25 protein-coding genes and 1 tRNA gene are annotated in these 25,611 nt (G+C 65.0%); 18 read left to right on the top strand and 8 right to left on the bottom strand.

All coding sequences use genetic code 11. The features are described 5' to 3' along the window. A partial coding sequence (locus tag IT350_14935; protein MCC6159343.1) for a hypothetical protein occupies positions 1 to 292 on the bottom strand: 292 nt, incomplete at its 3' end. Positions 293 to 335: 43 nt separating this feature from the next. Further along, the gene (locus IT350_14930; protein ID MCC6159342.1) at positions 336 to 701 is read right to left on the bottom strand and encodes a hypothetical protein; all 366 of its coding nucleotides are present in this window, start codon (positions 699 to 701) and stop codon (positions 336 to 338) included. Between the two features lie 327 nt (positions 702 to 1,028). Here IT350_14930 and IT350_14925 point away from each other — a divergent pair, with 327 nt between their 5' ends. The 5 genes from IT350_14925 (at position 1,029) to IT350_14905 (ending at position 7,171) form a co-directional block, all read left to right on the top strand. Next, the gene (locus IT350_14925; protein MCC6159341.1) at positions 1,029 to 1,616 is read left to right on the top strand and encodes a GspH/FimT family pseudopilin; all 588 of its coding nucleotides are present in this window, start codon (positions 1,029 to 1,031) and stop codon (positions 1,614 to 1,616) included. Positions 1,617 to 1,640: 24 nt separating this feature from the next. Then, positions 1,641 to 2,030: a prepilin-type N-terminal cleavage/methylation domain-containing protein gene (locus IT350_14920; GenBank protein MCC6159340.1), complete on the top strand. Its 390-nt coding sequence runs from the start codon at positions 1,641 to 1,643 to the stop codon at positions 2,028 to 2,030. A 4-nt stretch (positions 2,031 to 2,034) separates the two neighbouring features. Continuing rightward, positions 2,035 to 5,520: a hypothetical protein gene (locus IT350_14915; protein ID MCC6159339.1), complete on the top strand. Its 3,486-nt coding sequence runs from the start codon at positions 2,035 to 2,037 to the stop codon at positions 5,518 to 5,520. A gap of 59 nt (positions 5,521 to 5,579) precedes the next feature. After that, the gene (locus IT350_14910) at positions 5,580 to 6,674 is read left to right on the top strand and encodes a hypothetical protein (GenBank protein ID MCC6159338.1); all 1,095 of its coding nucleotides are present in this window, start codon (positions 5,580 to 5,582) and stop codon (positions 6,672 to 6,674) included. A 95-nt stretch (positions 6,675 to 6,769) separates the two neighbouring features. Beyond that, positions 6,770 to 7,171 (top strand): OsmC family protein, encoded by a 402-nt coding sequence (locus IT350_14905; protein MCC6159337.1) that lies wholly within the window; start codon positions 6,770 to 6,772, stop codon positions 7,169 to 7,171. Positions 7,172 to 7,226: 55 nt separating this feature from the next. Here IT350_14905 and IT350_14900 read toward each other — a convergent pair whose 3' ends face one another. Together IT350_14900 and IT350_14895 are read right to left on the bottom strand one after the other, a co-directional pair. Beyond that, complete coding sequence (locus IT350_14900) at positions 7,227 to 7,808, bottom strand: hypothetical protein (protein ID MCC6159336.1); 582 nt, start codon at positions 7,806 to 7,808, stop codon at positions 7,227 to 7,229. 100 nt (positions 7,809 to 7,908) lie between these two features. After that, complete coding sequence (locus IT350_14895; protein ID MCC6159335.1) at positions 7,909 to 8,304, bottom strand: response regulator; 396 nt, start codon at positions 8,302 to 8,304, stop codon at positions 7,909 to 7,911. Between the two features lie 301 nt (positions 8,305 to 8,605). Here IT350_14895 and IT350_14890 point away from each other — a divergent pair, with 301 nt between their 5' ends. The 7 genes from IT350_14890 to IT350_14860 are packed head-to-tail and all read left to right on the top strand — an operon-like array spanning position 8,606 to position 15,847. Continuing rightward, entirely contained in the window at positions 8,606 to 9,268 is a 663-nt protein-coding gene (locus IT350_14890; protein ID MCC6159334.1) for a site-2 protease family protein, read from the top strand. Between the two features lie 26 nt (positions 9,269 to 9,294). Next, positions 9,295 to 10,278, top strand: a complete 984-nt coding sequence (gene trpS / locus IT350_14885; GenBank protein ID MCC6159333.1) for a tryptophan--tRNA ligase — start codon at positions 9,295 to 9,297, stop codon at positions 10,276 to 10,278. 11 nt (positions 10,279 to 10,289) lie between these two features. Beyond that, a complete protein-coding gene (locus IT350_14880) occupies positions 10,290 to 11,162 on the top strand; it encodes a segregation/condensation protein A (protein ID MCC6159332.1) in 873 nt (290 codons plus the stop codon). Then, entirely contained in the window at positions 11,146 to 12,003 is an 858-nt protein-coding gene (scpB, locus tag IT350_14875; GenBank protein MCC6159331.1) for an SMC-Scp complex subunit ScpB, read from the top strand. The genes IT350_14880 and scpB overlap by 17 nt, the downstream gene beginning before the upstream one ends. Next, entirely contained in the window at positions 11,975 to 12,727 is a 753-nt protein-coding gene (locus tag IT350_14870; protein ID MCC6159330.1) for an rRNA pseudouridine synthase, read from the top strand. Before scpB ends, IT350_14870 begins: the two co-directional genes overlap by 29 nt. After that, positions 12,724 to 14,670, top strand: a complete 1,947-nt coding sequence (locus IT350_14865; protein MCC6159329.1) for a hypothetical protein — start codon at positions 12,724 to 12,726, stop codon at positions 14,668 to 14,670. The genes IT350_14870 and IT350_14865 overlap by 4 nt, the downstream gene beginning before the upstream one ends. A gap of 43 nt (positions 14,671 to 14,713) precedes the next feature. Continuing rightward, positions 14,714 to 15,847 carry a deoxyguanosinetriphosphate triphosphohydrolase gene (locus IT350_14860; protein MCC6159328.1) on the top strand — a complete coding sequence of 378 codons (1,134 nt, stop codon included), beginning with the start codon at positions 14,714 to 14,716 and terminating at the stop codon, positions 15,845 to 15,847. Positions 15,848 to 15,918: 71 nt separating this feature from the next. On the opposite strand, the gene IT350_14855 is transcribed toward IT350_14860, so the two are convergent. Continuing rightward, positions 15,919 to 16,002, bottom strand: a tRNA-Leu gene (locus IT350_14855). Positions 16,003 to 16,053: 51 nt separating this feature from the next. Further along, complete coding sequence (gene secG / locus IT350_14850) at positions 16,054 to 16,533, bottom strand: preprotein translocase subunit SecG (protein MCC6159327.1); 480 nt, start codon at positions 16,531 to 16,533, stop codon at positions 16,054 to 16,056. 292 nt (positions 16,534 to 16,825) lie between these two features. Between secG and IT350_14845 the strand changes: the two genes are divergently transcribed. From IT350_14845 to IT350_14825, 5 genes are read left to right on the top strand one after another with little or no spacing between them, the layout of a single operon-like run. Continuing rightward, on the top strand, positions 16,826 to 19,507 hold the full coding sequence (locus IT350_14845; protein ID MCC6159326.1) for a hypothetical protein: 2,682 nt from the start codon (positions 16,826 to 16,828) through the stop codon (positions 19,505 to 19,507). After that, positions 19,504 to 20,289: a tetratricopeptide repeat protein gene (locus IT350_14840; GenBank protein ID MCC6159325.1), complete on the top strand. Its 786-nt coding sequence runs from the start codon at positions 19,504 to 19,506 to the stop codon at positions 20,287 to 20,289. The genes IT350_14845 and IT350_14840 overlap by 4 nt, the downstream gene beginning before the upstream one ends. Then, on the top strand, positions 20,286 to 21,371 hold the full coding sequence (locus IT350_14835; GenBank protein ID MCC6159324.1) for a pyridoxal-phosphate dependent enzyme: 1,086 nt from the start codon (positions 20,286 to 20,288) through the stop codon (positions 21,369 to 21,371). Before IT350_14840 ends, IT350_14835 begins: the two co-directional genes overlap by 4 nt. Continuing rightward, a complete protein-coding gene (gene mazG, locus IT350_14830) occupies positions 21,368 to 22,189 on the top strand; it encodes a nucleoside triphosphate pyrophosphohydrolase (protein MCC6159323.1) in 822 nt (273 codons plus the stop codon). The genes IT350_14835 and mazG overlap by 4 nt, the downstream gene beginning before the upstream one ends. Positions 22,190 to 22,242: 53 nt before the next feature. Next, positions 22,243 to 22,551, top strand: coding sequence for a hypothetical protein (locus tag IT350_14825; GenBank protein ID MCC6159322.1), 309 nt, complete (start codon positions 22,243 to 22,245; stop codon positions 22,549 to 22,551). Between the two features lie 25 nt (positions 22,552 to 22,576). Here IT350_14825 and IT350_14820 read toward each other — a convergent pair whose 3' ends face one another. Continuing rightward, a complete protein-coding gene (locus tag IT350_14820; protein ID MCC6159321.1) occupies positions 22,577 to 22,867 on the bottom strand; it encodes an FYDLN acid domain-containing protein in 291 nt (96 codons plus the stop codon). A 99-nt stretch (positions 22,868 to 22,966) separates the two neighbouring features. On the opposite strand from IT350_14820, the gene IT350_14815 reads away from it, so the two are divergent. After that, positions 22,967 to 25,321: a hypothetical protein gene (locus tag IT350_14815; protein ID MCC6159320.1), complete on the top strand. Its 2,355-nt coding sequence runs from the start codon at positions 22,967 to 22,969 to the stop codon at positions 25,319 to 25,321. A gap of 18 nt (positions 25,322 to 25,339) precedes the next feature. On the opposite strand, the gene IT350_14810 is transcribed toward IT350_14815, so the two are convergent. Next, positions 25,340 to 25,611: hypothetical protein (locus IT350_14810; protein ID MCC6159319.1), on the bottom strand; the 272-nt coding region annotated here is incomplete at its 5' end.

Raw genomic sequence — 25,611 nt, 5'->3', positions numbered from 1 at the left:
TGGGGAACACCACCGAAACGAACACGCCGCGGTGCTCGGGGTGGTAGATCAGCCGGTGCGCGTCGGTCCTTCTTTCGTGCGTCGTTCCCGCGATCGCGGCCGCGGCGATCTCGCGCACGTGGGCGAGGTCGCCGAGCGACAATTCGATCGCCGGGATGTTCTCATAAAGCGAAAACGCCGCCGGTTCCGGGCGTGAACACGAGGGGAGCGCCGAGGCGACGAGCGCGGCGAAAAGGACGATCATCGCGGAAGCGAGACGTCGCCGGGCGCGCGGTTGTTCGTGAGATTTCATCGAAAGTCGTCCTTGCGTTGAGACCGCCCGTTACGTCGAATGGTCACCGGCTCGCGTGCCTGAGCAGACGATTGTGAACCCGTCCCGCGAAGCCGGTTCCTCGCCGGGCCTGGCGTTCGACGAACGCAGTCCATACGAACCCGAACCCGATCCCCGCGCCGGCAAAGGCGACCGCCGCCTTCCAGTTATGACCGGTGAAATATACCGCCAGCCCCGCTCCGATGCCGGCGAGGTGGGGCCAGGAATCGAAAAGCCACAAAGGGAGTTGCCGAAAGAGCGTGATCAGCACGCCCATTACGACCACGAGGGCGATCAGGCCGAGCAGCACGAAAAACAGGATCGAAAGCGCACCCGCGCCCGACGCCCCCCCGACCCCAATAATCGCCGGCCAAATTGCGCTGCTCGTCATGCCGCGCCTCCCGGTCCCGCTCGTGCCGTTTGTCCTTGCGGCGTTTAACACGCACCGCAACGCCATGGCAACCTCGCGATCGCTGGAGGACGATCACATCGGAGACGAGAGGCGGCGTGCGATCAGAGCTGCGAAAGGGCTCGTTTCCCCCTCAGTCCGCGCAGGAATCTGCCGAAAAGGTCTACATCACGAAACGTGCTATGGGATTACGAATCGAAATGCCGAACTTTCAGAACCTCGTGAGCGATAAGCGTTTTGTGGCTTTTTCTCAGGCACGGGGATTGCAACAGAGGAGCCCGGGAACGAAGCACTCGAAGGGATTGGCCCATGACGCATGGACGAAACAGCCCGGGATTCACGGTGATCGAGCTCGTGGTCGCGATCGCGGTCATGGGCGCGATGATCGTGTCGATTCCGGCGTTTCGGTCCTGGCAGTCGATCATGCAGGTCAACAACGCGGCGCGAATCGTGGCGCAGGACCTGCGCTTCGCGCGTTCGATGGCGGTGGACCGGGCGTCGAACGTGATCGTGAGTTTCGACCTGACCGGCCACTCCTATTCCGTGTACATCGACGCGGACGCCGACGGGCCCCAAATTTACGACCTGGAAAAGACGGTGACGCTGGGCGAACTCGCGGCGGGAATCCAGTTCAACTCGTCCTCCGAGGCCGGGGTGGGCGGCGGCACGATCAGCGCCGGTGTGATGTTGACGGGCGCGGGGAATCCGCCGAGCTGCACGTTCCGGCCCAACGGCGAGGCGCTGAACCCCGGTTCGGTGTACTTGTTGTCGAAGACGGATGCCGCGTCCAGCTCGCGCGATCGAAACCGCGCGGTGCAGATCCTGTCCACGGGACGGATCACGCCGATGCGCTGGAGCGGACAGAATCCCTCGGATCCCTGGGTGCCGTACTTCTAAGGGTCGGCCCGGGAGGTGAACGTGATGGAACGCGGACGGATGAAACGAAACGGCGACGCGCGGCGGTCGGGCTTCACCCTGACCGAGGTGCTGATGGCGACCTTCATGCTGACGGTCGGATTGCTCGCAACGACCTCGACGATGGTTGCGGTGTACCACCGCCAGACGCTCTCGGGCTCGGTCATGAGCGCGACCAATCTCGCGCAGACCAAGCTGGAGAACCTGAAAGCCTCGACGTACGACGAGGTGCAGTCCGACACCGAGGAGTACGGGGAGATCGCCGACCACGCGAAGTATCGTCGCGTGACCACGGTTTCGACGAACGCCGACGACACGCTCAAGGATGTGCGCGTATTGGTGCAGGCCGCATCGGGCACGCAGGTGGAACTGTCGAGCCTGATCGCGAGGAGATGACCCGATGACGATGCGGCGCGGCGGATTCACGGTAGTCGAGCTTCTGGTGACCACGCTCGTCGCGCTCGTCGTCATGGGCGCGGCCTACGCCGTGTACGTCGCGCAGTCGAAAAGCTACATCGCGGTGGACGACCAGGCGCAGTCGCTGCAAAACGCCCGCGTTTCGCTCGAGCAACTCACCCGCGAGATGCGCATGGCGGGGTTCGGGGTCGTTGGACTCGAATCCGTCACCGACGCGAAGTCCGACACGATCACCTTCCGTGGAGACATCGACTCCGACGTGTCCACCGTTCTCTCCGCCAATGCGGCAGCCGGCGCCACGCAGATCCTCGTCAATCTCGATGATGCCTCCGACACGGTGGTGGAAGACGACTACGTCTTCCTGCACAACGGCTCGACCGTCGAGATGGTGCCGGTGGACGAGGACAATCCGGTCGACATGTCGTCGGAGCCCGACAAGATCAATCTGGCGCGCGGATTGGTGAACGGCTTCGACACCGCCACGACGCTCGTCAAGACCGTCGAGACCACATCGTACGGATACAACTTCGGCACGCAGACGCTCTCGAAAAACGGCACCGCCACCGCGAGCAGCATCGCGAATTTCCAGCTTCGCTATTACGACGAGGACGGCGCCCAACTCACCCCCGCCACGCTGGCCAGCCTGACGCAGGATCAGCGCGCGTCGGTGCGTCGCATCGAAGTCTCGCTCGAAACCCGCAGCGCTCTCTCCGAGGGGCGCACCAAGTCGTATTCGTCGTCGGTCGACCTGCGCAACATGGGCAATCGCGGGTTCTCGATCGACCAGTGCGCGCCGAATCCTCCGACCAACCTGGCGATCGCGGAGGACGGCGTTTGCGGTCAGTTCAAGATCGGCTGGAATCCGCCCTCGGCCAATGCGTGCGACGGCAGCTCGATCACCGATCTCGGCGGCTACAAGGTCATCTACGGCGAGTCGGGCCAGGGCGATTTTACGCCCGCGTACAACGTCTCCGACGGCGCCGCCGATGAGTGGGTCGTCGAGGACGCGCGGCTCGCTCACGGCGTCACCTACGAAGTGCGCATGATCGCCTACGATCAGAGTTTCAACGAAAGCAACGATTCGACCGGGACGTCGTTCACGCTGTCGGACGATACGCGCCCCGACCCGCCCACGGGACTCGACGCCACGGCGGGCACGGCGGTGGTCAACCTGACATGGACCGCGTCGGCGTCACCCGATGCGATGGGCTACCGCGTCTATCGCGGAACGTCGGCGGGATTCGCGATCAGTTCGCAGAACATGATCGCCGACGAGAACACCCTCGGCGAGGCGGACACGTCATTCGCGGATACGACCGTTGAGCCGTGTACGACCTATTACTACAAGGTCACGACGGTGGACTGCGTTGGCGAGGGTGAGGCGTCGGATGAAGCGTACGGCGACGGGTCCGGCGGTGTCGCCGACGCGCCGGTTTCGGGAGCCACCGATACGACGGCCGCCGAAACCACGCCGACGCCGCCGGCGGCCGTGAGTCCCTTCGGGTCCACGGGCGGCGATCAGAAGGTCCAGCTCCAGTGGACGAACCCGGCCGATTCGGACTTCGACCACGTCATCATCCGTTGGTCCACGGGCACGACCCCGATGACCATGACGCAGGGAACGGAGTTGACGAACGAGGGCGGCGCGCCCGGCGAAACGAAGTCCTATTCGCACGACAACCTGACGAACGGCACGTGGTACTTCTATTCCGCGTGGGCGTGCGACCGGTGCGGCAACTGCGGCGACCGGGTTTCGACTTCGGCCAAGGCCGACGCCCGATCGCCCCTCGTTGAGATTACGGCGCCCGACGAGGGGACCGTCATTTCGAACGGCCAGCTCGTGTTCCAAGCGGTCGGGTATGATCCGGACGAGACGAATCTGTCGAACCCGCCCGATCTCGCGGCGGACAACGGCAAGGGCATCACGTCGATGATCTTCCACGTGACGCCCGACACCGGCACCTACCAGTTCCCGCGCTCCGAGCTACAGAAGCAATACTGCGGATTCTCGGGCGATTCGAGTCCTTGTCCCGCCGGAGATGTCTCGCAGTGGTGCTCGGGCGAATACGACCTGTGGGTCTACGCGATCGACAACGAGTATCAGTACACGCAGTCCCCCTATCGCCACATCACGATTCAGAACGGCGGCATCGAGGCCGACGACGGCTACGGAGTCACGACGAGCGGGACCTACAATCAGGTCGTGACGTTCCAGCTCAAGAATTCGACGGCGACCAGCGCGAAGATCACCTCGCTCAATCTGGCGTGGGATCGCGCCGACGCCAAATTGAAGACCGTGAAGGCGCCCTCGGGAACGACCATCTGGACCGCGTCGCCGAGCCCAGCAGCCGGGCCGGTCGAGATCGAGATTCCCTACGCCCTGTATCCGCAGATCTCGGCGAGCGGCACGCTGGCGGTGGAACTCGAATTCGCCCGCCCGAGCACGACGCTCTCGATGAGCGCGCCGAACGGATCGACGACGATCTCGGTCGCTTCGGCATCGGGAATCAAGGTCGGCGACGTGCTCTACATCGGCGATTCGTCGCCCGCGACCGCGACGGTCACGGCGATCCTCGGCACGCAGATCACCCTTGCGTCCGCGCTCACGACCGCGCGCGCGTCCGGAGAGCGCGTCGGAACGACGACCTCCGACAGCGACATGAACATGAAGGGCGCGACCGTCACGGCGACGGTCGGCTACGAGCTGACCTCCTACGGACGCACCTGCGACAGCTCGGAGATGAGCTGGGTGATTTCGTCCGCGCCGCTCATCGCGCAGCCGTTCCAGGATAAGCCGGCGACCGACACGGCGATGTCCACGACGGTCTCGTCGATCCAGGTGCCGGAGTTCCGCCCGGTACCCGTGCATGTCGCGGTGACCGATTACTCGGGAACCGGAATCACGTCGACCAAGCTCTACTACAAGGTCGACACCTCGATGAGCAGCACCGCGCCGTCGTCCGGATACGCAACGCTGGACCTGACCTACGACTCGGGCGACAGCCGTTGGGAAGGGACGATCCCCTACTCGTCCGACGCGCGGATGTGGATCTACATCATCGCGACCGACGGGAACGGCGCCACCGCGCGCAAGCCGGAAACGGGTGCATACACCTACGATCTGGCGAACGACACGACGGCGCCGGCCTGCCCGCTCGGCCTCACCGGGACCGTACTCGCGAAAAAGCAGGTGCTGCTGCAGTGGAGCAAGTCGACCGAGGAAGACGTCGCGGGCTACAACATCTACCGCCGGGCGAATTGCGGATCGTGGTCGAAGAAGTACACGCTCGTCTCCGACCAGAACACGGCGACTCCCGACGTGATCGATTACACCGACACGTTCTCCAGCATGAATACGGACAGCACGTGCTACGGCTACTACATCCAGGCGCAGGACTACTCCGGCAACAAGAGTGCGAGCTGCCAAGTCTACCTGTGCAGCGCGGGGAGGTGTCCATGCGGTTCCTAACACCAAGCCGTTTGGCGATTCGCCGGCGCACTCGCGCGTCGGTGCGCCGTGGGGCGGTCATGATCATCGTCATGATGGTCATGGCGTCCACGCTGCTCATCGGCCTCGCGGGCATGACCGTGTCGAACACCGACATGAAGATCACGTGGAACTACAAGCGCAGCGCGCAGGCGTTTTTCGCCGCGGAGTCGGGCGTGCAGCGCGCGATCGCCGAGCTGCGCGAAGACAACTCGTGGATGGATGGATTCGGCAGCACGGATCAGAACAACGGCAGCAACTATCAGGTCACCGTCACCTCGCTCACGTCGCAACTGCTCAAGCTCGACAGCATCGGCGGAGCCGGATCGAGCCGGCGGCACATCGAAGCGATCGTCAACGTCGATTCCGCGTTCGACCACGCCATCAATCTCGGCGGCGACCTGCACATTTCCGGCAAGCCGCGCGTTTCGACCGAGGGCATCCGTCTGAACGGAAATGCCTACTTCGACCTCGACAGCGGAACGCCCGCGCTCAACATGTACGCGCCGTCCACGTCCTCGTTCACCTACGTGGACGGTTCGGAGACCGATCCCATCAGCCGCATCGAAACCCCCGCGCTCGACGTGAACGCGGCGAAGCTCTCGGACGACGACTGGGCGCTCCTCGAGGGCAAGGCGACCGGCGCGCATCATTACGACACCGACGGCACCAGCGGCAACAAGAGCACGAACGTGACGTTCAACAACCTGAACTTCGACAACGTTCCCGCCGACTCCGACGGCAAGCGCACGGTCTATGTGGACGGCGACGTGACACTCAACGGCTCGATCTCGGGCACCGGCTCGATCATCGCCACCGGGAAGATCGTCGGTACCGGCGGATTCTATTCGGGGGGTGCCACGATCAGCTTCATCGCCCGGGACGACGTGCTCCTGAACTTCGACACCAACGCGCAGTCGCAGCTCAACGGCCTCACCTACACCGAGGGCGACTACGAGATGCACGGCAAGATCAAGTACACCGGCGTCGTCACGGCCTTCGGTACCGCGATCATCCAGAATCCGTCGGAGTTTACGAACAACAACGACCCGAACTTCTGGTACACCTATTCGTCGGCGTACAACATCGTCTCCGACCCCATCGACATTCTTCTGTGGCAGGAGGTCATCGACTGACCTTGCTCCTCCGGGATTCGTGGTTATCTTGAACGGGCGCACGGTTTCGGACCGGCGCCCGTTGTCGCTCTTCCGAACCCGGAAAGGGATTTCAGATGCCGGAGATGGTGGTGTCGTTCGTCGGTGGCCAGAAGGTCGCGGCCGACTACAAGGGTTTTCAGATCGTCACCGATCAGCCGCCGCGCGCGGGAGGCGACGGCTCGGCCCCGGCGCCCTTCGATTTGTTTCTCGCGTCGATCGGCGCGTGCGCGGGATTTTTCGTGCTCAACTTCTGCCAGACCCGCAAGATTCCGACCGAAGGCATCCGCGTGGTGCAGAACACCGAGCATGACCCGGCAACGCACCGCCTCGCACGGGTGCTGATCGACATCCAGGTGCCGGCGGATTTCCCCGAGAAGTATTATCCGGCGCTCGTGCGCGCGGTGGAACAGTGCGCCGTGAAAAAGGCGATCAACGACCCGCCCGAGTTCGTCACACGCACCGTGGTCATGTCGTAACGCGAACCGTGGTCTTGGCGTAACTCGAACCGTGGTCGCGCCGTAATCGTCGCGGTCAGACCGGCGTCGCCACGGGCCGCGCCGCCGGGACGACCTCGTCGTCGAAGACCTGCGTGTAGGCCGCGCCGACCACGCACACGACGAAGGGCATGGTGACCAGCGCACCGATGCCGATCGACCCGCCGAGGCCGTTGATCATTCCCGTCGAAAACGACAGGACCACCGCCATGAGCCAGTCGCTCTTGAAGTACGCCCAACTGGTCGAGAGCATCTCGCCGATGGCTTGGTCGCGATCGGCAAGCAGCAGGATCGAGAAGAGATAGACACCGCCGATCACGAACGCGCCGAGTCCGCAGGTGAGCAGCACGACGGGAATGGCGATCAACCCCATCAGAAGCATCGCACCCCAATAGCGCCCGAATTTCTGAAAGCCCGCGAAGACGTCGTTGATCTCGACCTGCTCGCCGCGAGCCGCGCGAAGCCCCATCAGGGAGAGCCCGGCGAACATCGGCGGCGCGAGGATGATCGTGATGGAAATGACCCCGGTGACCAGCGTCGCGACAATCAGCGCCACGATGTTCTTCGAGAATCCCGCCCAGCCCTGCTCGAACGCCTTGCCGAAGTCGATTTTGCCCACGAATCACCTCCCAATCCCCGATGTTGCGGGGGTATCCGAAGTCCCGTCGGACTATAGAAGACGCTCGCCCCGCGGGCAACGTCGCTGGTCGCGTCCGTCGTCAGCTCGCGGGAAACGGCGCCGGGGGCTCGCCCGCCAGCACCTCGTGAACGATGTCGATGAATTCGACGGCGGAGATGGGCTTCTTGACGCAGCGGGTCGCGCCGAGCCGCTCCGCCGCGGGCAGGAAGTCCAGAAGCGCGTGTCGTCCGCCGCCCGAGATGGCGATGAATTTCAAGTCCGGATACTGCCTGCGCAATTCGATCATCAATTCGAGCCCATCCTTTTCGGGCATGATGATGTCGGTGATGACGAGGTCCGCGGGACGCTCCCGATAGACGCGGACACCGGATGCGCCGTCGTCGGCCTCGGTCACCTCGTGACCGTGATGTTCGAGCTCGCGGCGAATCACCCGGCGAATCTCGCTGTCGTCGTCAATCACCAGAATTTTTGCCATGAGCTGCCCCCGCAAGGATGTGCGTCCGACGCACATGTTTGCAGATCGGTTGCGACACGCTTCGAAAGCGGTGGCTTCATGCTGGGAACAGCCCGTCGGGTTGTCAACCCGAAAAGAGACGTTGTGCTCCCCGTCGAACGCGCCCCGCGAACACCCGCGTTGCGCGGACCGCCGACGACCGAAGCGCTCGTCCGTCGGCAAGTCCGGCGGCCCGTGCGTCAGCCCACCCGACGGCGTTGACAGCCCCGGGGACCGCTGCTAACCCTACGCCCCTATTTGGACTGGACGAGGACCCCTCCCGTTGGACGCCGATCTGCTCCTGCGCATTCTGATTCAGGTCCCGGCTCTGGTGCTGGCCGTTTCGTTTCACGAATCGGCCCACGCCTGGAGCGCGGACCTGCTGGGCGACCCCACCGGGCGGATGATGGGTCGCGTCACGATGAATCCGCTGCGTCATATCGATCCCATCGGCTCGATCCTCGTGCCGCTGGTGCTGGTCATGACGGCGGGGTTCGCGTTCGGATGGGCGAAGCCGGTGCCGGTCAATCACATGAATCTCGGCCACGTCAAACGCGACGCGGCTCTGGTGGCGGCGGCGGGGCCGATCTCGAATCTCCTGTTCGCGCTGGGCGCGGCGATGATGGTGCGCGTGTGGATGCCCGCGTTCCCCCACGCGACATTTCTGCTGGAGCCGCTGTTCACGCTGTGCGCGGGGCTGATTTGGGTGAATATCGCGCTGGCGGTCTTCAACATGTTCCCGCTGCCGCCCCTCGACGGAAGCTGGGTGGCCGCCTCGCTGATGCCCGACGACTGGGCCGAGCGGTATCTCGCGATCGGCCAGTACGGCTCCTTCATTCTCATTCTGCTCATCGCCGATCCGATGCGATGGGGCATTTTTCACAAGACGCTCGGTCCGATCACGACGCGGCTCGTCACGTGGTCGTTTCGTCTCGCCGGCCTGTAATCCGGCGTTGACGGCAGGGAGAAAACATGGGTCCTAAGCGTGTACTGTCCGGCATGCGTCCCACGGGGCGGCTCCACCTCGGCCATCTGCACGGGGCGTTGGCGAACTGGCTGTCGCTGTCGAATGAATATGAGTGTTTTTTCTTTTCCGCCGACTGGCACGCGCTCACGTCCGACTACGCCGACACCTCACGCATCGCGGCGAATACCCGCGAGATGGTGATGGACTGGCTATCGGCCGGGCTCGATGCCGACAAATGCACGATCTTCGTGCAGAGCCAGGTGAAAGAGCACGCCGAGCTGTACCTGATTCTGACGATGTACACCCCGCTGCCGTGGGCGACGGGGTGCCCGACCTTTAAGGAGCAGCAGGAGCAGATCACCGACAAGGACTTGAATACGCTCGGGTTTCTCGGTTACCCGATCCTGCAGGCCGCGGATATTCTCATCTACAGGGCGCATTTTGTGCCCGTCGGGATCGATCAGGTGCCGCACATCGAGATCGCGCGCGACGTGGCGCGGCGCTTCAACAACTTCTTCGGCGAGGTACTGGTCCAGCCCGCGCCCAAGTTGACCGAGGTGCCCAAGATTCCCGGCACCGACGGCCGTAAAATGAGCAAGAGCTACGGCAACACGATCAACCTGACCGACAGCGCCGACGAGGTTCGCCAAAAGGTCAGCACCATGATGACCGATCCCGCCCGCCAGCGGCGAACCGATCCCGGCGATCCCTCCATCTGCCCCGTCTACACGCTGTGGAAGGCTTACGACACCGAGGAGAACCTGGAGTGGGTGCGCACCGGTTGCACCACGGCGGGCATCGGGTGCCTTCAGTGCAAAAAGCCGCTCATCGAGCGCATCACGGCGCAGCTCGGGCCGATTCAGGCACGACGGCGCGAATTCGAAGCCGACCCCGCCGCACTCGACCGCATCATTGCGGCGGGCAACGACAAGGCGCGCGAGACAGCCTCGGCCACCATGACGGCGGTGCGTTCCGCCCTCGGCCTGTAGAACGCGGCGCGATGGACGAATACCGCATCCACATCGAAAGCTTCGAGGGTCCGCTCGACCTGCTGCTGCATCTCGTGCGCAAAAACGAATACGAGATCTTCGACATCCCGATGGCGCAGATCACGCGGCAGTACCTGGATTTTCTCGACCTGATGAAGGAACTCAATATCGACATCGCGGGCGAGTATCTGGTCATGGCGGCGACGCTCGCCAAGATCAAGAGCGCCATGTTGCTGCCGCGTCCAGAACTGGAGGACGGCGAGCAGGGCCCCGATCCGCGCGAGGAACTGGCGCGGCAACTGCTCGAATATGCGCGCTATCGCGAGGCCGCCGCCGAGATCGGCGACCGCCCGAGGCTGGGACGCGACGTCTTCGCCCGCAAGTTCCCGTCGCCCGACCTGGAGGAAGCGCGGCAAACCCCCGGTTATCTCGAAGTCCAGATGTCGGAGCTGCTCGACGCCTTCCGTGAGGTGCTCAAACGGGTTCCCCTGGACCAGCGCATTCACTATATTGCGCCCGACCGTTGGTCGATTCGCGAGCGGATGACGCAGCTCACCGAGCTTCTCGCGGCCAAGGGCTCGGTGATTTTCGAGCAGCTCTTCGACGACAAGACGACGAAGAGCGAGATGATCACGACCTTTTTGGCGCTGCTGGAACTCATGAGACTGCGCCTTGTGCGCGTGTATCAGGAGGGTCGGCTCGCGTCGATTCACATCGTCGCGCGCGTGCAAAAGGCCGAGGCCGACGCGCCGGTCGAAGACGAGACGACCGACGTCGAGACGGCCGGGGACGCGGCGGCCGCACCCGCGTCGGCGGCAACGGAAGACGAGATCGCGGAAGACGGGACGAATGGGGGAACGGCAGGCGATGACGACGGAGAATAGTCGAATCAAGTCGATCATCGAGTCGCTCATCTTCGTGAGCGAAACGCCGCTGCCCCTCGCCAAGATCCGCGCGGTGCTCGACGACATGCCGACCCGCGAACTGAAGCAGATTCTCGACGAGATGAAGGACGAGTCGCGATCGGACGGGCGTGGGGTCTACCTGGATGAGGTGGCGTCGGGCTATCAGTACCGCACGAATCCGGAGAACGCCGACTGGATCAAGCGACTCGTGGAGCAAAAACCCACGCGGCTCTCCAAGGCGGCCCTGGAAACCCTCGCCATCGTCGCCTACAACCAGCCGATTACGAAGCCCGAGGTCGAAAACATCCGCGGCGTGGACAGCACCAGCGCGGTCGGAATGCTCGTGGAAAAGAAGCTCGTGCGCATCCTCGGGCGCAAGGACGTGCCCGGCAAACCGCTCATCTACGGAACGACGTCCGAGTTCCTCGAGATTTTCAACCTCATGGATCTCTCGTCGCTGCCGACGCTCAAGGAAATCGAATCGCTGGGCTCCGAGGACGCCGAAGAGTTCCGAATGGTCGGCGATCCCGCGCCCGACGGCGAAGAAGATCGGCAACTGGAACTCATGCCGGAAGGGGCGCCCGACGACGAAAACGCCGCCGGCGTCGAATCCGCGATCGAGATCGAACCCGACGGCGATGGAGATGACGACGCGAAGGAACCGCACGCCGACGGGGACGATGAAACCGACGACGACGAGTTTGAAGACGACGACGAATTCGCCGACGACGATGACGACGAAGACGAAGACGAAGACGAAAACGAAGACGGCGCGGACACGGGCGACGGCGATGCCGACGACGGGCCGGAAGAGGACTGACGTGGGCATTCGACTCGTCCTGTTTCTGGCTCGCGCGGGGGTCGCCTCCCGGCGCAAGGCCGGCGATCTGGTCAAGGAAGGCCACGTCCGGATCAACGGCAAGGTCGTGACCGAGCCCGGGATGTCGATCGATCCCGAGCACGACCACGTCCGCGTCGACGACAAGCTCGTGCGCGGCGTCGCTCCTTTCGTGTACGTCATGCTCCACAAGCCCGCCGGATACGTGACCACGCGCTCCGACCCCGAAAAGCGCCCGACGGTTTTCGAACTGCTCGAAGGCGTGAAGGCGCGCGTCGAGGCGGTGGGGCGTCTCGATTTCGACACCGAGGGCCTGCTGCTGTTCACCAACGACGGAACGGTGGCGAATAAATTGATGCGCCCCGAATCGCATATCCCCCGCGTGTACGACGCGCTGGTGAAGGGACGCGTCGAGCCGAGCGCGCTCGCGGGCCTGCGCGAGGGTGTGGTTGTCGAAGGTCGAAAGACGAAGCCCGCGATCGTGCGCGTGCTCAAAAACCCCGGCCCCCACGACCGCCTCGTCATCACCGTGCACGAGGGGCGCTATCACCTCGTCAAGCTGATGTGCGAGGTCGTCAACCACCCCGTGCGCAAGCTGCGCCGTGTCGAGTTCGGACCGCTGGGCCTCGGCGATCTCCCCCGCGGGCGTTATCGATTCCTGAGCGACGACGAGGTCGCGGCGCTGCGCGCGGCGGTCCGGTTATGAAACGCGCCATCTCCGTCATCGTGATCGTCGCCCTGGTGGCGCTGGCGGCGTGTTCCGGCGACGGCGCACCCGAGGCCATCCCCGCAAGCGAGCAGGAGATCGACCTCACGCTCTTCCAGCAACTCGCCATGGCCGCGGCGGTGCGCAGAAGTTTCCAGATCTATCCCGACTTCGAAAAACTCATGGCGATGCCGAAGGAAGCGGGCATCCCGGACCTCGGCAACCTGCCTGTGTTCGTCACCGTCTTCCACAAGGCCGCCCCGATGATCTGGGGAGTCGGGCTCGAGGGCGACACGCAGGAGCGCCTGCTGCGCGCCGCGGTGCAAGTGATGCGTCACCCGGCCTTCGCCAAAACCTATCTGGTTGATCGCGAGCGCATCGCCATCAAGATCGACGTGATCCGATCGCTCCAGCCCACCGAGGTGGACAAGAACGGCAAGGGCAGCGGCATCGAGCCGGGCGTTCACGGGCTGATGACGCAAAAAGGGTCGGAGTTTTTCTTCCAGCTTCCGACCGACTTCCTCAATCTCGGATGGGAGAGCGATTCCGGCTCGGTACGTTCGCGCAAACTGAAGATGTTGAGCGAGCTGTCGCAGTCGGCCGGACTCGGCAACGACGGGTGGCGAGATCGGCCCGTATATCGTTTTCGGACCGTCTCGTTCCTGCAGGAGTTGCCCGATTACGCGCCGGTCAAGCTGTTTCGCGGTATGCCGGTTTCAAAGGGATTCGGCGGGCAGGACATTCAGGACGGTGCGCTGCGCGCGGGTCGGCACATTCTTCAGAACATCGAGGACAGCCACCGGTTCCGCGATCGGTTCGATCCCTTCGAGAACGAAGCCGCGGGATTCTTCGAATACAACCCCACGCAGCACGCGCAGGGTCTCTGGTCGCTCGCCGTGCTCTTCGCGTTCAGCAAGCGCATCGAGATCATCGACCAGACGAAGCCCGCCCTGCTGTGGCTGGTACAGCACATCGACGTTCCGCTCATGGAGCCCGAGGCGAGCCACATCGAATTCTTCCAGAACGCGAAAACATCCGCCACGGCGATGTCGCTGCTCGCGCTCACCGCGATGCCGCCGGTCGTCATTGACGAACTCGGCAAGGCGCGCGTGAATCGGCTCGCGTACTACCTTTCCGTCGTTCAGGACGACGCGGGCGAGTTCTTCCCGACCTACTACCACAAACTCTTCAACTGGCGACCCGAGCGCCCGAACGCGGAGCTCGGCGCATTGCCGATTTTGGCACTGGCCCGGTACTACGAGGTGAATCCCAACGTCGATTGGCTCACCGCGGCCAAAGCCGCCGCCGATCGGGAGATCGCCAGGTTTCAGCTCACAGCCGAGGTTCCCGCCTGGGGCGCCGAGGCCATGGCCGAATTGTGGCGCGTCACCGGCAACGAGTCCTACGCCGACGCGGCGCTCGCCATGGGAGATTCCTGGCTCGGCCGGCAATACGACGGTGAATCGTTGCAGTACCCCGATTACGCCGGGGCGTTTCGCGGGTCGAAACCGCCGAAGGTCGCCACGACGGGTCAGGGTATCCACGCGCTCTACGCGGCCATGGCGGTGGCGAAAGAGCGCGGTCTGCCGACCAAGACATACGAGGAAGCCATCCTGCGCGGGGCCGGTTTTCTGCTCGCGCAGCAGTTCGACAAGCAGAATTCGTATTTCCTGCCCTTCCCCGACGAGGTGTACGGCGGCATCCGCACGAGTCCGGCCAGCAACGAGATCCGGCTCGATCCCATGTCGTGGGCGATCGTGGGCCTGTGCAACGCGTTCGACGTCCACGCCGAGCGCGTGCAGCGCAAGCTCGAAAAGCTCAAGGCCGAAGGCAAGTCGCCGGGCGGTTGGAAAAAACTGCCCCCCGAGGAATTGAAAAAGCTCGAGGAACTGAAGCAGAAGGCGAAGGACGCCGCCAAGGCCGATCCGGCGAAAACCCCGTGACGCGCCCGGCGGCGCGAACGTTTCCGTGACAACGGAGGAAACGATGCGTCCCTTTCCGCTCGCCGATTACGCCGCGAAAGACGAAGAGAGTCTCGGCCGCGTTCACGAGGAGTCGTTCAAGGACGACCGGCCGAATTTCGAGCGCGACCGCGACCGCATCATCCACTGCTCGGCGTTTCGCCGCCTCGAATACAAGACGCAGGTCTTCGTCAATCACGAGGGTGACTACTACCGCACGCGGCTCACGCATTCGATCGAGGTCGCGCAGATCGCGCGGGGACTGGCGCGGCGGCTGCGTCTGCACATGGATCTCGCCGAGGCGCTCGCGCTGGCGCACGACCTGGGGCACACGCCCTTCGGACACAGCGGCGAGTATGCCGTGCGCGAGCTGATGGCCGACGTGGGCGGGTTCGAGCACAACCATCAGTCGCTGCGCGTCGTGACGCTGCTCGAGGATCGCTATCCGAATTTCCCGGGCCTCAACCTGTGCTTCGAAACGCGCGAAGGCATCATCAAGCACTCGACGTGGTACGACCACCCGATGGGCGAGTCGATCGGCGACTATCACCCCGAATGGCAACCGACGCTGGAGGCGCAGCTCATCAACTACGCCGACGCCATTGCGTACCTCAATCACGACATCGACGACGGGCTCGAGAGCGGCCTGCTCGACTGGGACGACCTGCGTACGGTGGAGGTCTGGGACCGGGCGCTCACGGCGGTGCGCAGCCGCTACGGCGACGTCGATCGGCGGTACCAAAAGGCCATGGCGATCAGCCACCTGATCGGCCATTTTGTTCTCGACCTCGTCGCGAATACGACCCGCATCCTCGCCGACCGGGCGATCCATTCCCTGCGCGATGTGCGCGAGGCGGGCGGGATTCTGGTCGAGCATTCCGAACCGGTCGCGCAACTGGTCGAGGAGATCCGCCGCTACCAGTACGACCACCTCTACAAGCACTATCAACTCGAACGGCGGCGCTTCAATGCGCAGAGAGTGCTCCGTGCGCTTTTCGAGGCGTATGTCGCCGAGCCGACCATGCTGCCGCCCCGGTATTTCGACCGGATCGCCGAACACGGGACGAAGCGGGTGATCTGCGACTACATCGCGGGGATGACGGACCGCTACGCGCTTCAGGAGTACGCCCGGCTCTACGAGTCGCCCAGGTCGTTCTGAGTCGTTTCGCGCCCGAAAACGAAAACGGCGGAGAGCCGGTTCGTCACCGCTCGCCGGCCGAATCTTTGGTGTGCGGAAGGGGGGACTCGAACCCCCACGTCCTTTCGGACACCAGCCCCTCACGCTGGCGCGTCTACCAATTCCACCACTTCCGCGTATGTGTCAGCAGGCGATCACGCCCGCCACGTTTCGTTTCGATCGACCTGTTATTGGGGCGCGGCTTCACCGGCCGGCTCGGTCGGGGCAGCGGGCGCCATCGGAGCCGCTGCGTCGCTCGGCGCGGCGGGAGCCCCATCGCTCGGCGCGGCTTCGGCCGGAACGGCCTCGCTCGGCGCGGTCGATGCCGCGGCCGGAATCGAATCCGAGGCCGCAGGGGCCGTCGCCGGTTCGCCGGGGGCCGCCGGTTCGCTGATCGGCGCCGTATTCTCCAGCGTGCGCAGTACCGCCGATTCCTGGTGGCCGTAGATCCACGCGAGGGCCATGCAGGTGATCATGAAGGTGATCGCGCCCGCGGTGGTCATCTTCGTCAGAAAACCGCCGGCGCCCGCGGAGCCGAACACCGTGTTGGAGCCGCCGCCGCCGAACACCGCGCCCATGTCCGCGCCCTTGCCGGTCTGAAGAAGAATGACCAGCACGAGAAAAATGCAAACCAGCACATGAATGATGGTGATGAGCACCAAGGCCATCGCTTTTCGAGCCTCCGTTGCACCCCGACCAGGGTGCGTTTATTTACTGCAAGGGGGTTTTGAATGCAAGTAGCGCGACCGCGGCCCGGACTCGGATTCGCGACAGGCCGGAAGGCCCGCGCGGCGCGGCGGCCGGAAAGCGCCGGCCTCGGCGAATACCGGAAACTCTCTCGCGCCGACGACCGAATTGATCCGCGCCACGCGACGGGTTATCATTTCGCCTTGGGATACGAATTCTTCCTGAGTTTTCCGAGTCGCGGTACGCGCAAGAATACATCCCGGGGGGCCTCGGATGTCTGAAGACACCGGTATCAACGTTGGAACCGTGATCGGCAACATCGGCGCGGTCGACACGCTCGACAAGCAGGCCGACATCTTCTCGCGCGCGATGCTGACGGGCGGCGTCAAACCCGCCGTCGAGATGCTCGGTCAGATCATCGACAAAAGTCTCGACGATCTGGGCTACGCCCGGGCGTTTCTGCTCATCCTCGACCAGACGCTGATGATGAAGAAGCTCGGCAACAAGGGATGGGAACAGCTCCGCTTCACGATGAAGTCGTCCGAGAAGCTGCGCGGGCTGGATGAGCTGCTGGATCAGATCAAGCACACCGACGCCACGTCGCTCATGCTGCTCAAGGCCAAGACGGCCATGACGATCCAGATCCTCTTCCTGTTGCGCGCGCGCATCCAGGACGAGGGCATGCCCGAGATGCGCACCACGCCGGTCGAGGTCGTGCGCCACATCCTCTCGCGCGACGACATCAAGGAACGCAGCCTCGTCGTCGATCTCAACCACTACGGGCGCGGCTACTGGAACATCTTTGTCGAAATTCTGAAGGAAGCCGATTTCCGGTCGGACGACAACGTCATCTACACGACCGTGTTTTCCGACGACGCGGCGCGCGCCAGCGCCGACGGCCGCGACCTCGTGAGCTCGGGCAAGGCGGGTCAGGGCGGCAAGCTCTCCGAGGCCGTCATCGCCCGCTTGGGCAACAACATCATCAAGCGCCTGTCGTTGCTGCTGCGTTCGGTGAAGATGTACACCTCGGTCGACCACCCGTCGATCTCGCTGGGCATCGAGTCGCTGCTGTCGACCATCAACGACCTGCTCAAGGACCGCGAGTCGCTGACCGTTTCGCGCATCGGGTCCGACCTGCTGGTCGAGGACGTTCGCATCAAGAAGAAGGCGAACTACCTCGACGACTTCGTCGTGCAGCTCGACGACCGCAACATGAACTCGCTGACGTTCCGCAAGGGCATCTCGCTCGACGAGGTCCGCGCGTTCGTCATGATCTTCGCCGAGACGGCCGCGTCGATCAAAGGCCGCGGCGGCGTGAAGGGCATCCTCGACTCCAAGGGCGTCACGCACATCCTCGTCGACCAGTTCAAGTACGGCATCATCGCCGATGACGGCATCGTCGAGCAGAAAGACGACCTGCGCAGCGACGAAAAAGCCCTCGAAAACATCGTGTTTTCGGAACTCGTCCAGAAGATCAAGCAGGGCGGCTCGGTCGGCGACATCAGCGGCGAGGACATCGCCAAGACCTTCGCCAGCCTCGTCACGGGTTCGTTTCGCAAGGACCAGAAGTCGCGCGTCGCCCTTGCGCAGATGATCCTCACGCTCGACCCCTCGCTCGCCGATCAGGCGCTGTTCTCGAAGGGCGGCCTCAAGGACGCGATGAGCTGGTCCACCGCGCGAACGACCATCGAACAACTGCTCGACGACATGGCGCGCGGCGGACCCGAGGACCGTCTCCACGCGCTCGACAATCTTTCGAAGATGGTCGACCTGACGATCTCGAAGAACAAGGACACGACCCTCACCGAGATCATCGAGCGCCTGTCGGCGCGCGTATGGTTCAAGGAACGCGATCTGGAGGTGTGCGCCAAGCTCTTCGAGACGATGATCGACGTCTTCCGGTCCGTGGTCGTGGCGCGCCGCACGGGCATGGCGCTGGGCGTCGCGCGACAGTTCGACCGCGTGCGCAAGCAGGCCGAGAACCTGCCGGCCGACAAGCAGGACACCTACACGCGCGCGCTGCGCGAACTCGCGGCGTCGGCGCTGGTGCAGGCCAGCGACGCCGAGACCGTCGGTGTGCTCGTGCGGGAACTCGACACCGAATCGATGAGCGTCGTGGACAACACGCAGAAGATTTTGGAACTGCTGGGCACCGAGGAGGTCGTGCAGCAGCTTCTGGAGGGCTTCAAGAATCCGTCGCGCTCTTTCCGCAACCGATGTTTTCAGACGCTGCTCGGCATCGGTTCCCGCGCTTACGACATGTGCGTGTGGAAGCTCAAGAATCTCCAGGATGGCGGGATGTTTCAGCGCACGGGCGGCGACAACCGCCTGGTGGACGATTCGTTCTATCTTGCGCGCAACTGCGTGGACATCCTCGCCAAACTCGGCGCCGCGAAAGATGTGGAATTGCTGCGAACCGTGGCCGAGGACCGCGACCCGCGCCTTCGGCGCGAGGTCATCGGCGCGGCGGCGAAGCTCGACCCGGAAGAGGGGGCGAGGCTCGCGGCGGATTTCCTGCTCGACGAATCGCGCGAGGTCATCGAAGCCGCCATCACGACGCTCGGCACGCTGCAGGCGCAGCACGCGGTGCCAAAGCTCGTCGATCTTTTTTATTCCGAGGAGTCGCTGCGGTCGACGATCATCAACGCCATCGCGCGTATCGGCGGACCGGAGGCCGAGGCGCTCCTGCTGCCGGCGACAAAGTTCCGTTTCGGCAAGCATCTGGGCTCGATCTACCGCCACGACATGACGCTTCGCGTCGCGGCCCTCAAGGGTATGGGGCTGCTCGGCACGGAAAGGTCGTCGCAGGCGCTGCGCAGCATGGTCACACGGCTCTCCAACCCTGTCCTGCGCATCTTCTTCTTTCCGCTCAGCGGATTCTTCAGCCACGGCAACTTGGTGAAAGCCGCGCGCGATTCGCTGGGCCGGATCGAGTATCGATTGAAGGCGGCGTGAGCCCCCGATTCGACAGCGGACCGATTCGCGCGTGCGCGGCAGCGTTCGCGTTGGTCATCGCATGGATCGGATTCGCCGTCGGCGCCTCCGCGCAGGATGCCGGCGCGTTTCTCGGTCGGGGCGACGAACTCTTCGCGCGACGGGGCGCGGATCTGAAAGCGCCCGCCGCCGCGATCGGCATCTGGACGAGCGCCGCAGTCGCTTTTCCGACGGATGCGCGGTTCCCCGAACGAATCCTCGCGGCCGACGCCTACCTCGTCCGGTTTTCGCCCGACGCGAAGGCTCGCGTGCAGGCGCTCGCCGACGGCGAGCGCCTCGCCGACTCCGTCGCGAAGTCATTTCCGAAGTCGCCCGCCGGACCCTATTATCGCGCGGTGTTCCGATTCGAATCGCTTCGCGCGCGCGATGCCTTGGGGCAACTCTCCGAACTCGGCGCCCTCCGCGAGGATCTCGAACGCGCGAAGAAGATCGATCCGGCCTTTGATTTCGCGGGGCCCGACCGCCAACTGGGCATTCTCGCCCTCGAAGCGCCGGTCCGCCGGCCCGAGGACGCCGTCGAAGCGTTGGAAAGCGCGCGCAAGCTGTCGCCGAACTTCAGTTCGAATCTCGCGTGGCTCGCCAGGGCCTACGACGCGCAGGGCCGCGCCGACGAGGCGGGCGCGCTGTGGACGGGCGTTCTCGCCATGACCGCGTCGACCGGATTCGAGCGGGACCTCTTGGCCGATCAGGCCCTCGCTCGCGAGCGACTCGGTCTCGCCGCGAACGGGCAGGCAACGCCGTGACCGGTCCGCTGTTCGAGCGATTCCCGGTGCTCGCCGGGCGATTTGCGCGCGAGCATATCCTCGCCGGACCGACACCGATCGAGACCGCGCCCGCGCTCGGCGACGAGATCGGTTACGCGGCGCTTTGGATCAAGCGCGACGACATGAGCGCCGGGGAATACGGCGGCAACAAACCCCGGAAGCTCGAATACCTGCTCGCGAAGGCGCGTGCCGAGGGCGCGGCGGCCGTCGTGACCATGGGCGGAATCGGCACGAATCACGGCCTCGCGACGGCGGTCTACGCGCGCCGGCTGGGCCTGAAGTGCCACCTCGTGCTGTTCGACCAACCCGTGACGAAATCCGTGCAGCGCAACATCCGTCTCTTTGCCCACTTCGGGGCGATCTGCCACCACGCGGGCGGGTACGCGAAAACGGCCTGGCTGGTCGCGAAGGAACTCGCGGCTTCGAGGCTCTACGGCGACGCGCCCACGGCACTCATCCCCGGCGGCGGCTCGAACGCGCTGGGCACCATCGGCTTCGTCGACGCGGCGCAGGAACTCGCGGCGCAGGTCGAGGCGGGTCTCGTACCCGAGCCGCGCTTCGTATTCTGCGCGGTCGGCTCGTGCGGCACCTATGCGGGGCTCGTCGCCGGCATCAAGCTCGCCCGGTTGCGCACGCGCGTCGTGGGGATTCGCGTCGTCGACCGACTGGTCGTGAACCACGGCGCGATCCTGCGCATGGCGAACGGCGCGCTCGGCCTGCTTCGCGACGCGGGCGCGGACATCGGCTCCGTGCACGTGACCGACGACGACATCACGCTGCTGCACGATCATTTCGGCGGCGAATACGGGCGCGTGACCGATGAGGCGCGGGGCGCGGTCGAGCTGTGCGCGCGGCATGACATCAACCTCGAAACCACCTACACGGGAAAGGCGTTCGCCGGCATGACGGCTTTTTTGCGAAACCACAGCGCGCGGCTCGGCCCCGCGGTTTTCTGGAACACCTACAACTCCGTCGATCTGTCCGCCGCGGCCGCGAGCGTGCGCGACGAAGACGTCTGCCCGGAACTGCGACGCTTCCTCGCCGTCGAGCCGGTCCGATGATCTCCGATCGCCTGAAAGACGCGATCACGCGGGGCGAGTACGACTTCGACGCGTGCGTCGAGATCATCCGCGCGCTGCGCGGCGAAAACGGGTGCCCGTGGGACAACGAGCAGACCTACGCGAGCTTGCGAAAGTATGTCCTTGAAGAAGTCTACGAGGCGCTCGACGCGGTGGACCGGGGCGACTTTGCCGGACTGCGCGAGGAACTGGGTGATGTGTTGTGGGAGGTGCTCTTTCTCGCGCGGCTCGCCGAGCAGGACGGCCACTTTTCCATGGACGCCGTCGCGCAGACGCTCGGCGAAAAGATGGTGCGCCGCCATCCGCACATCTTCGGCGAGCGCGAACATCTGACGCCGGATCAGGTGGTGACGCAGTGGTCCGAGATCAAGAAGGCCGAGGGCAAGACCGATCGCACGCATCACATCCTGTCGAAGGTTCCTGCGTCGCTGCCCGCGCTGCTGCGCGCGTTTCGCATCAGCGAACGGGCGGCCAAGGCGGGATTCGACTGGGAAAACGCGGAGCAGGTGTACGACAAGGTGCGCGAAGAAATCGACGAACTCGAGGAGGCGCGACTCGAAGGGGACGCGGATCGGATCGAGGAAGAGCTCGGCGATCTTTTCTTCGTGCTGGTGAACTACGGCCGGCACCTCGGTGTCAGTGCGGAGGACGGGTTGCGAAGGGCCACCGCGAAATTCGAGCGACGGTTCGCGCGGCTCGAGGACCGGCTTGCCGAATCGGGCACGAGGTTCGAAGACAAAAGCGTGGCTGAACTGGAGGATCTTTGGCAACGGATCAAGCGCGAAATCGACCCGGGCTGAAACCTCCGGACCGATTTGAAGAGACGCCCCGCGACCGCGCGCGCAAGGCCGCGATGCTTTCGGGGCTCGTTTGCCCGGGCGTGGGACAGATTTACAACGGTCAAAAGGCGAAAGGTGCGGCGACGCTCACGGGCGTACTCGCGGGACTGGGCTATCTTTTCTACGGGATCTGGAAAGGGTTTTCGGCTTACTTCGCCATGATGAACGCGATCACGGATCCGACGTTCGTGACGACGCCGCCCACACCCGGCCTGTCGGGATGGCTGTTTCGTGGCGTGTTGATCGGCGGCTTTCCGGCGATCGCGCTGTGGGCTTGGTCGGCGTGGGATGCCCACCGGGTGGCGCTGCGTCGCGGCGTTTGAGGAGCCGCGACGCGCCCCTCCGGGGTTACTCTTCCTCTTCGGCGATCTCGACGTCGTCCTCGTCCAGCGCGGTCACGTCGCCGAATTCGTCGAATTCCGTTCCGATATCCGTCTCGACCTCGTCGTCGTCGATGGGAATCGGCGTGTCGCGCATCGCCGCGATCGAAGCCTTGGAGCTGCTCGGCACCGAAAATTTCGGGGCCGTGGCCTGGTCCGCGCCGCAACGGGGACACAGGGCCGCGGGTTTGCCCAGATCATAAAAGGCGCATCCGCAGGAATAACAGCGATATCGTTTCCCGAGTTCGGGCTTCGCCATGAAAAAGAACCTCCGATGGGCCGTCGAGGGTTTATCGAAACGGCGCTTCCTATAACAAATGCCAATCGGCGGATCAAGCCGGGCGGAGGCAATTGCCGAATGAATTTACGAAAAGTCGCCTTTACAGCGATCTTCGTCAGTGTGATCGCGGTTTCGGCGCCGGTTTTCGCCGCCGGCCCGGCCGAATGGATCGTCCTGCCCCCGCTGCCCGAGCCGATCACCGCCTTCGCCGCAGCCGCCGATTCCCGGACCGGGGACGTCCATGTCTTCGGCGGATCGTCGCCGGGTGGGACCTATGCTCAGGGGACCTGGGTGTTTCGCGGCGGAACGTGGTCGCGGCAGGAGATCCCCGCGGACATGCCCGCGCCGGAGCCCCGCGTCGGCCACGTGATGGTCTCCACCCCGGATGGCATCGTGCTCTTCGGCGGCATGAGCGACGACGGCCGCTACCTGGGCGACACCTGGGTTCTGGCGGGCGACGTGTGGACACGGCTGACGTCGGCCACCGCCCCGCCCGCGCGATCGAACCCGGGAGCCGCGTGGGATTCATCCTCCAATGCCGTGCTGCTGTTCGGCGGATTCGGCGCGGCAACCGGCGATCTGAACGACACGTGGCTATTGCGCGACGGCCGTTGGCAGCGCGCGTCGTCGCCGGACGCCCCCTCCCCGCGCAGCCTGGCCACGATGGTCGGGCGTGCCGAAACCGGGAGCGTGCTGCTAGTCGGCGGATTCGGCCCGGGCGCGAACGGCGAACTCGAGGACATCGACGACCGCTGGATCCGGCGCGGCGGTGCGTGGTCGCGGCTCGACGTCGTTCCGCACCCGCCCCGGCGCAGCAACGCCCGCGCGGTCCGCGACCCCGTCGACGGCCGCGCGTACATCTTCAGCGGATTCGGCGACGGCGCGGCCCGAGACGACCTGTGGTCCTTCGACGGCGCGAGTTTCCGCGCCGAGTCTCCGCCCTCCCCCGTCTGGTCCTATGCGACCGTTGCACTCGTCGAGAACGCACGCGCGGGCGTCGTGCAGGTCGTACGCTCCGGCGATGACGCCGCGACCGTCAACGAAAACGGACCGCACCGCATGCTCGACGACGCCTGGACGTTCGACGGCGACGACTGGAACGCCGTCACCGCCGAGCCGCGCCCGTCGCCGCGCGCCTTCGCGTCGATGGCCTTTGATCTCCATCGCGGCGTGTACGTGCTCTTCGGCGGCGGCGACGACACGCATCCCCTCGGCGACACGTGGGAGTTCGACGGGAAACGCTGGACGAAGATCGAAACGTCCACCGCGCCGTCGGCGCGCGTTGATCACCGGATGGTTTACGACCCCGCGCGGCGCGGGATCTGGCTTTTCGGAGGCTTCGGGAGAACCGGAAACCCCGACGAGCCCGACGCGTATCTGGCCGATGCTTGGCTGTATCGCGACGGGCGATGGGAGCCGCAGCCCGGCGCGGCGCTCGACGCACCCCGGTCACGCCACGTCGCGTGGATCGCCGCCCGGGGCGGGCCGATCGTCGCCTTCGGTCAGCGACCCGAGGCGGGAGATTTGGCGGACGCCCGCCATTGGTCCGGCAAGGCGTGGGACGCACGTCCGTGGACGGGCCCCGACGCGCGCAGCTCGGCGTCGGCCGGCTTCGCGGGGGGGCGGATCGTGCTGTTCGGCGGCGCGTCGCGCCAGAAGAACCGCCCCTTCGGTGACACGTGGATTCTGGACAGCGACGCGTGGATCGAACACCGGGGAACGCCCGCGCCGCCGGCGCGATTCGACGCCGCGCTCGCATCCCTGAGCGACGGGGGCGCGGTGCTGTTCGGCGGGTTCGACAACGCACGCGAACTCGGCGACACGTGGATCTTCGACGGAAGCGCGTGGAAGGAACTCGCCTCGAAGAACGCTCCCGTCGCTCGCCGGGGCGCGGCGTTCGCGGCAGGTCCGCGAGGCGCGCTGCTCTTCGGCGGGATGGGCGGCGAGCGCGCGGGCGACCGCGAATCGGATGCGCCGCGTGTGGCGCTCGAGACGTGGGCGTACAACGGTGACGCGTGGCGACGGATTCCGACGACGACCACCCCGAGCGCCGTGATCGGATTCGGGTGGTGCTACAACCGCAAGCGTGAGATCGGCGTGCTCTTCGGCGGGTTCAATGAGAAGTCGGGGGATCTCGCCGAAACGTGGGTCTTCGACGGCCGCGACTGGAAGCGCGTCGCAACGACGACCACGCCGCCGGCGCGAACGAATCCGAATCTCGTGTGGGACCCGAGGGATCGCACGATCCTGCTCTTTGGCGGGCACTCGCAGACGTCGGGCGCGCTGCGGGACGTGTGGCGATTCGACGGCAAGGACTGGACGAGCGTGCGCGGCACCGGTCCGCCCGCTCCGTTCACCGGCGGGACGAACATGATCTACAGCGACGACGCACGCGAATTCTGGCTCTTCGGCGTGCGCCCCGCCGCGAAGTGACGGAGCGCTTCGTTTCCCCTACTCGCACTCCACCGGCGTGGGATTCGACGCGTCGTGGAAGAGCAGCAGCACGAAGGTGACGGCGTCGGGGACGATCACGGGCACGTCGGTCGCGACCTGCGAGGTCCCCGCCGTCGCGGTGAATTCGTACGGGCCGCCCGCGGGGACGTCGAACAGGAAGAACGCCGGCGGGTCGGGCCACGTGCCGCCGCGAGTTGAGCTGATCCCCGTGTCGCCGATGTAGTACACCGTGTTCTGCCCCGAGTCGCTCGCCACCTGCGCGCAGCCCA

It is taken from the genome of Deltaproteobacteria bacterium (genome assembly GCA_020845895.1).
Lineage (GTDB): Bacteria > Lernaellota > Lernaellaia > JACKCT01 > JACKCT01 > JADLEX01.
The sequence above is the reverse complement of the archived record's forward strand: the minus strand, read 5'-3'. Positions and strand labels throughout refer to the sequence as shown.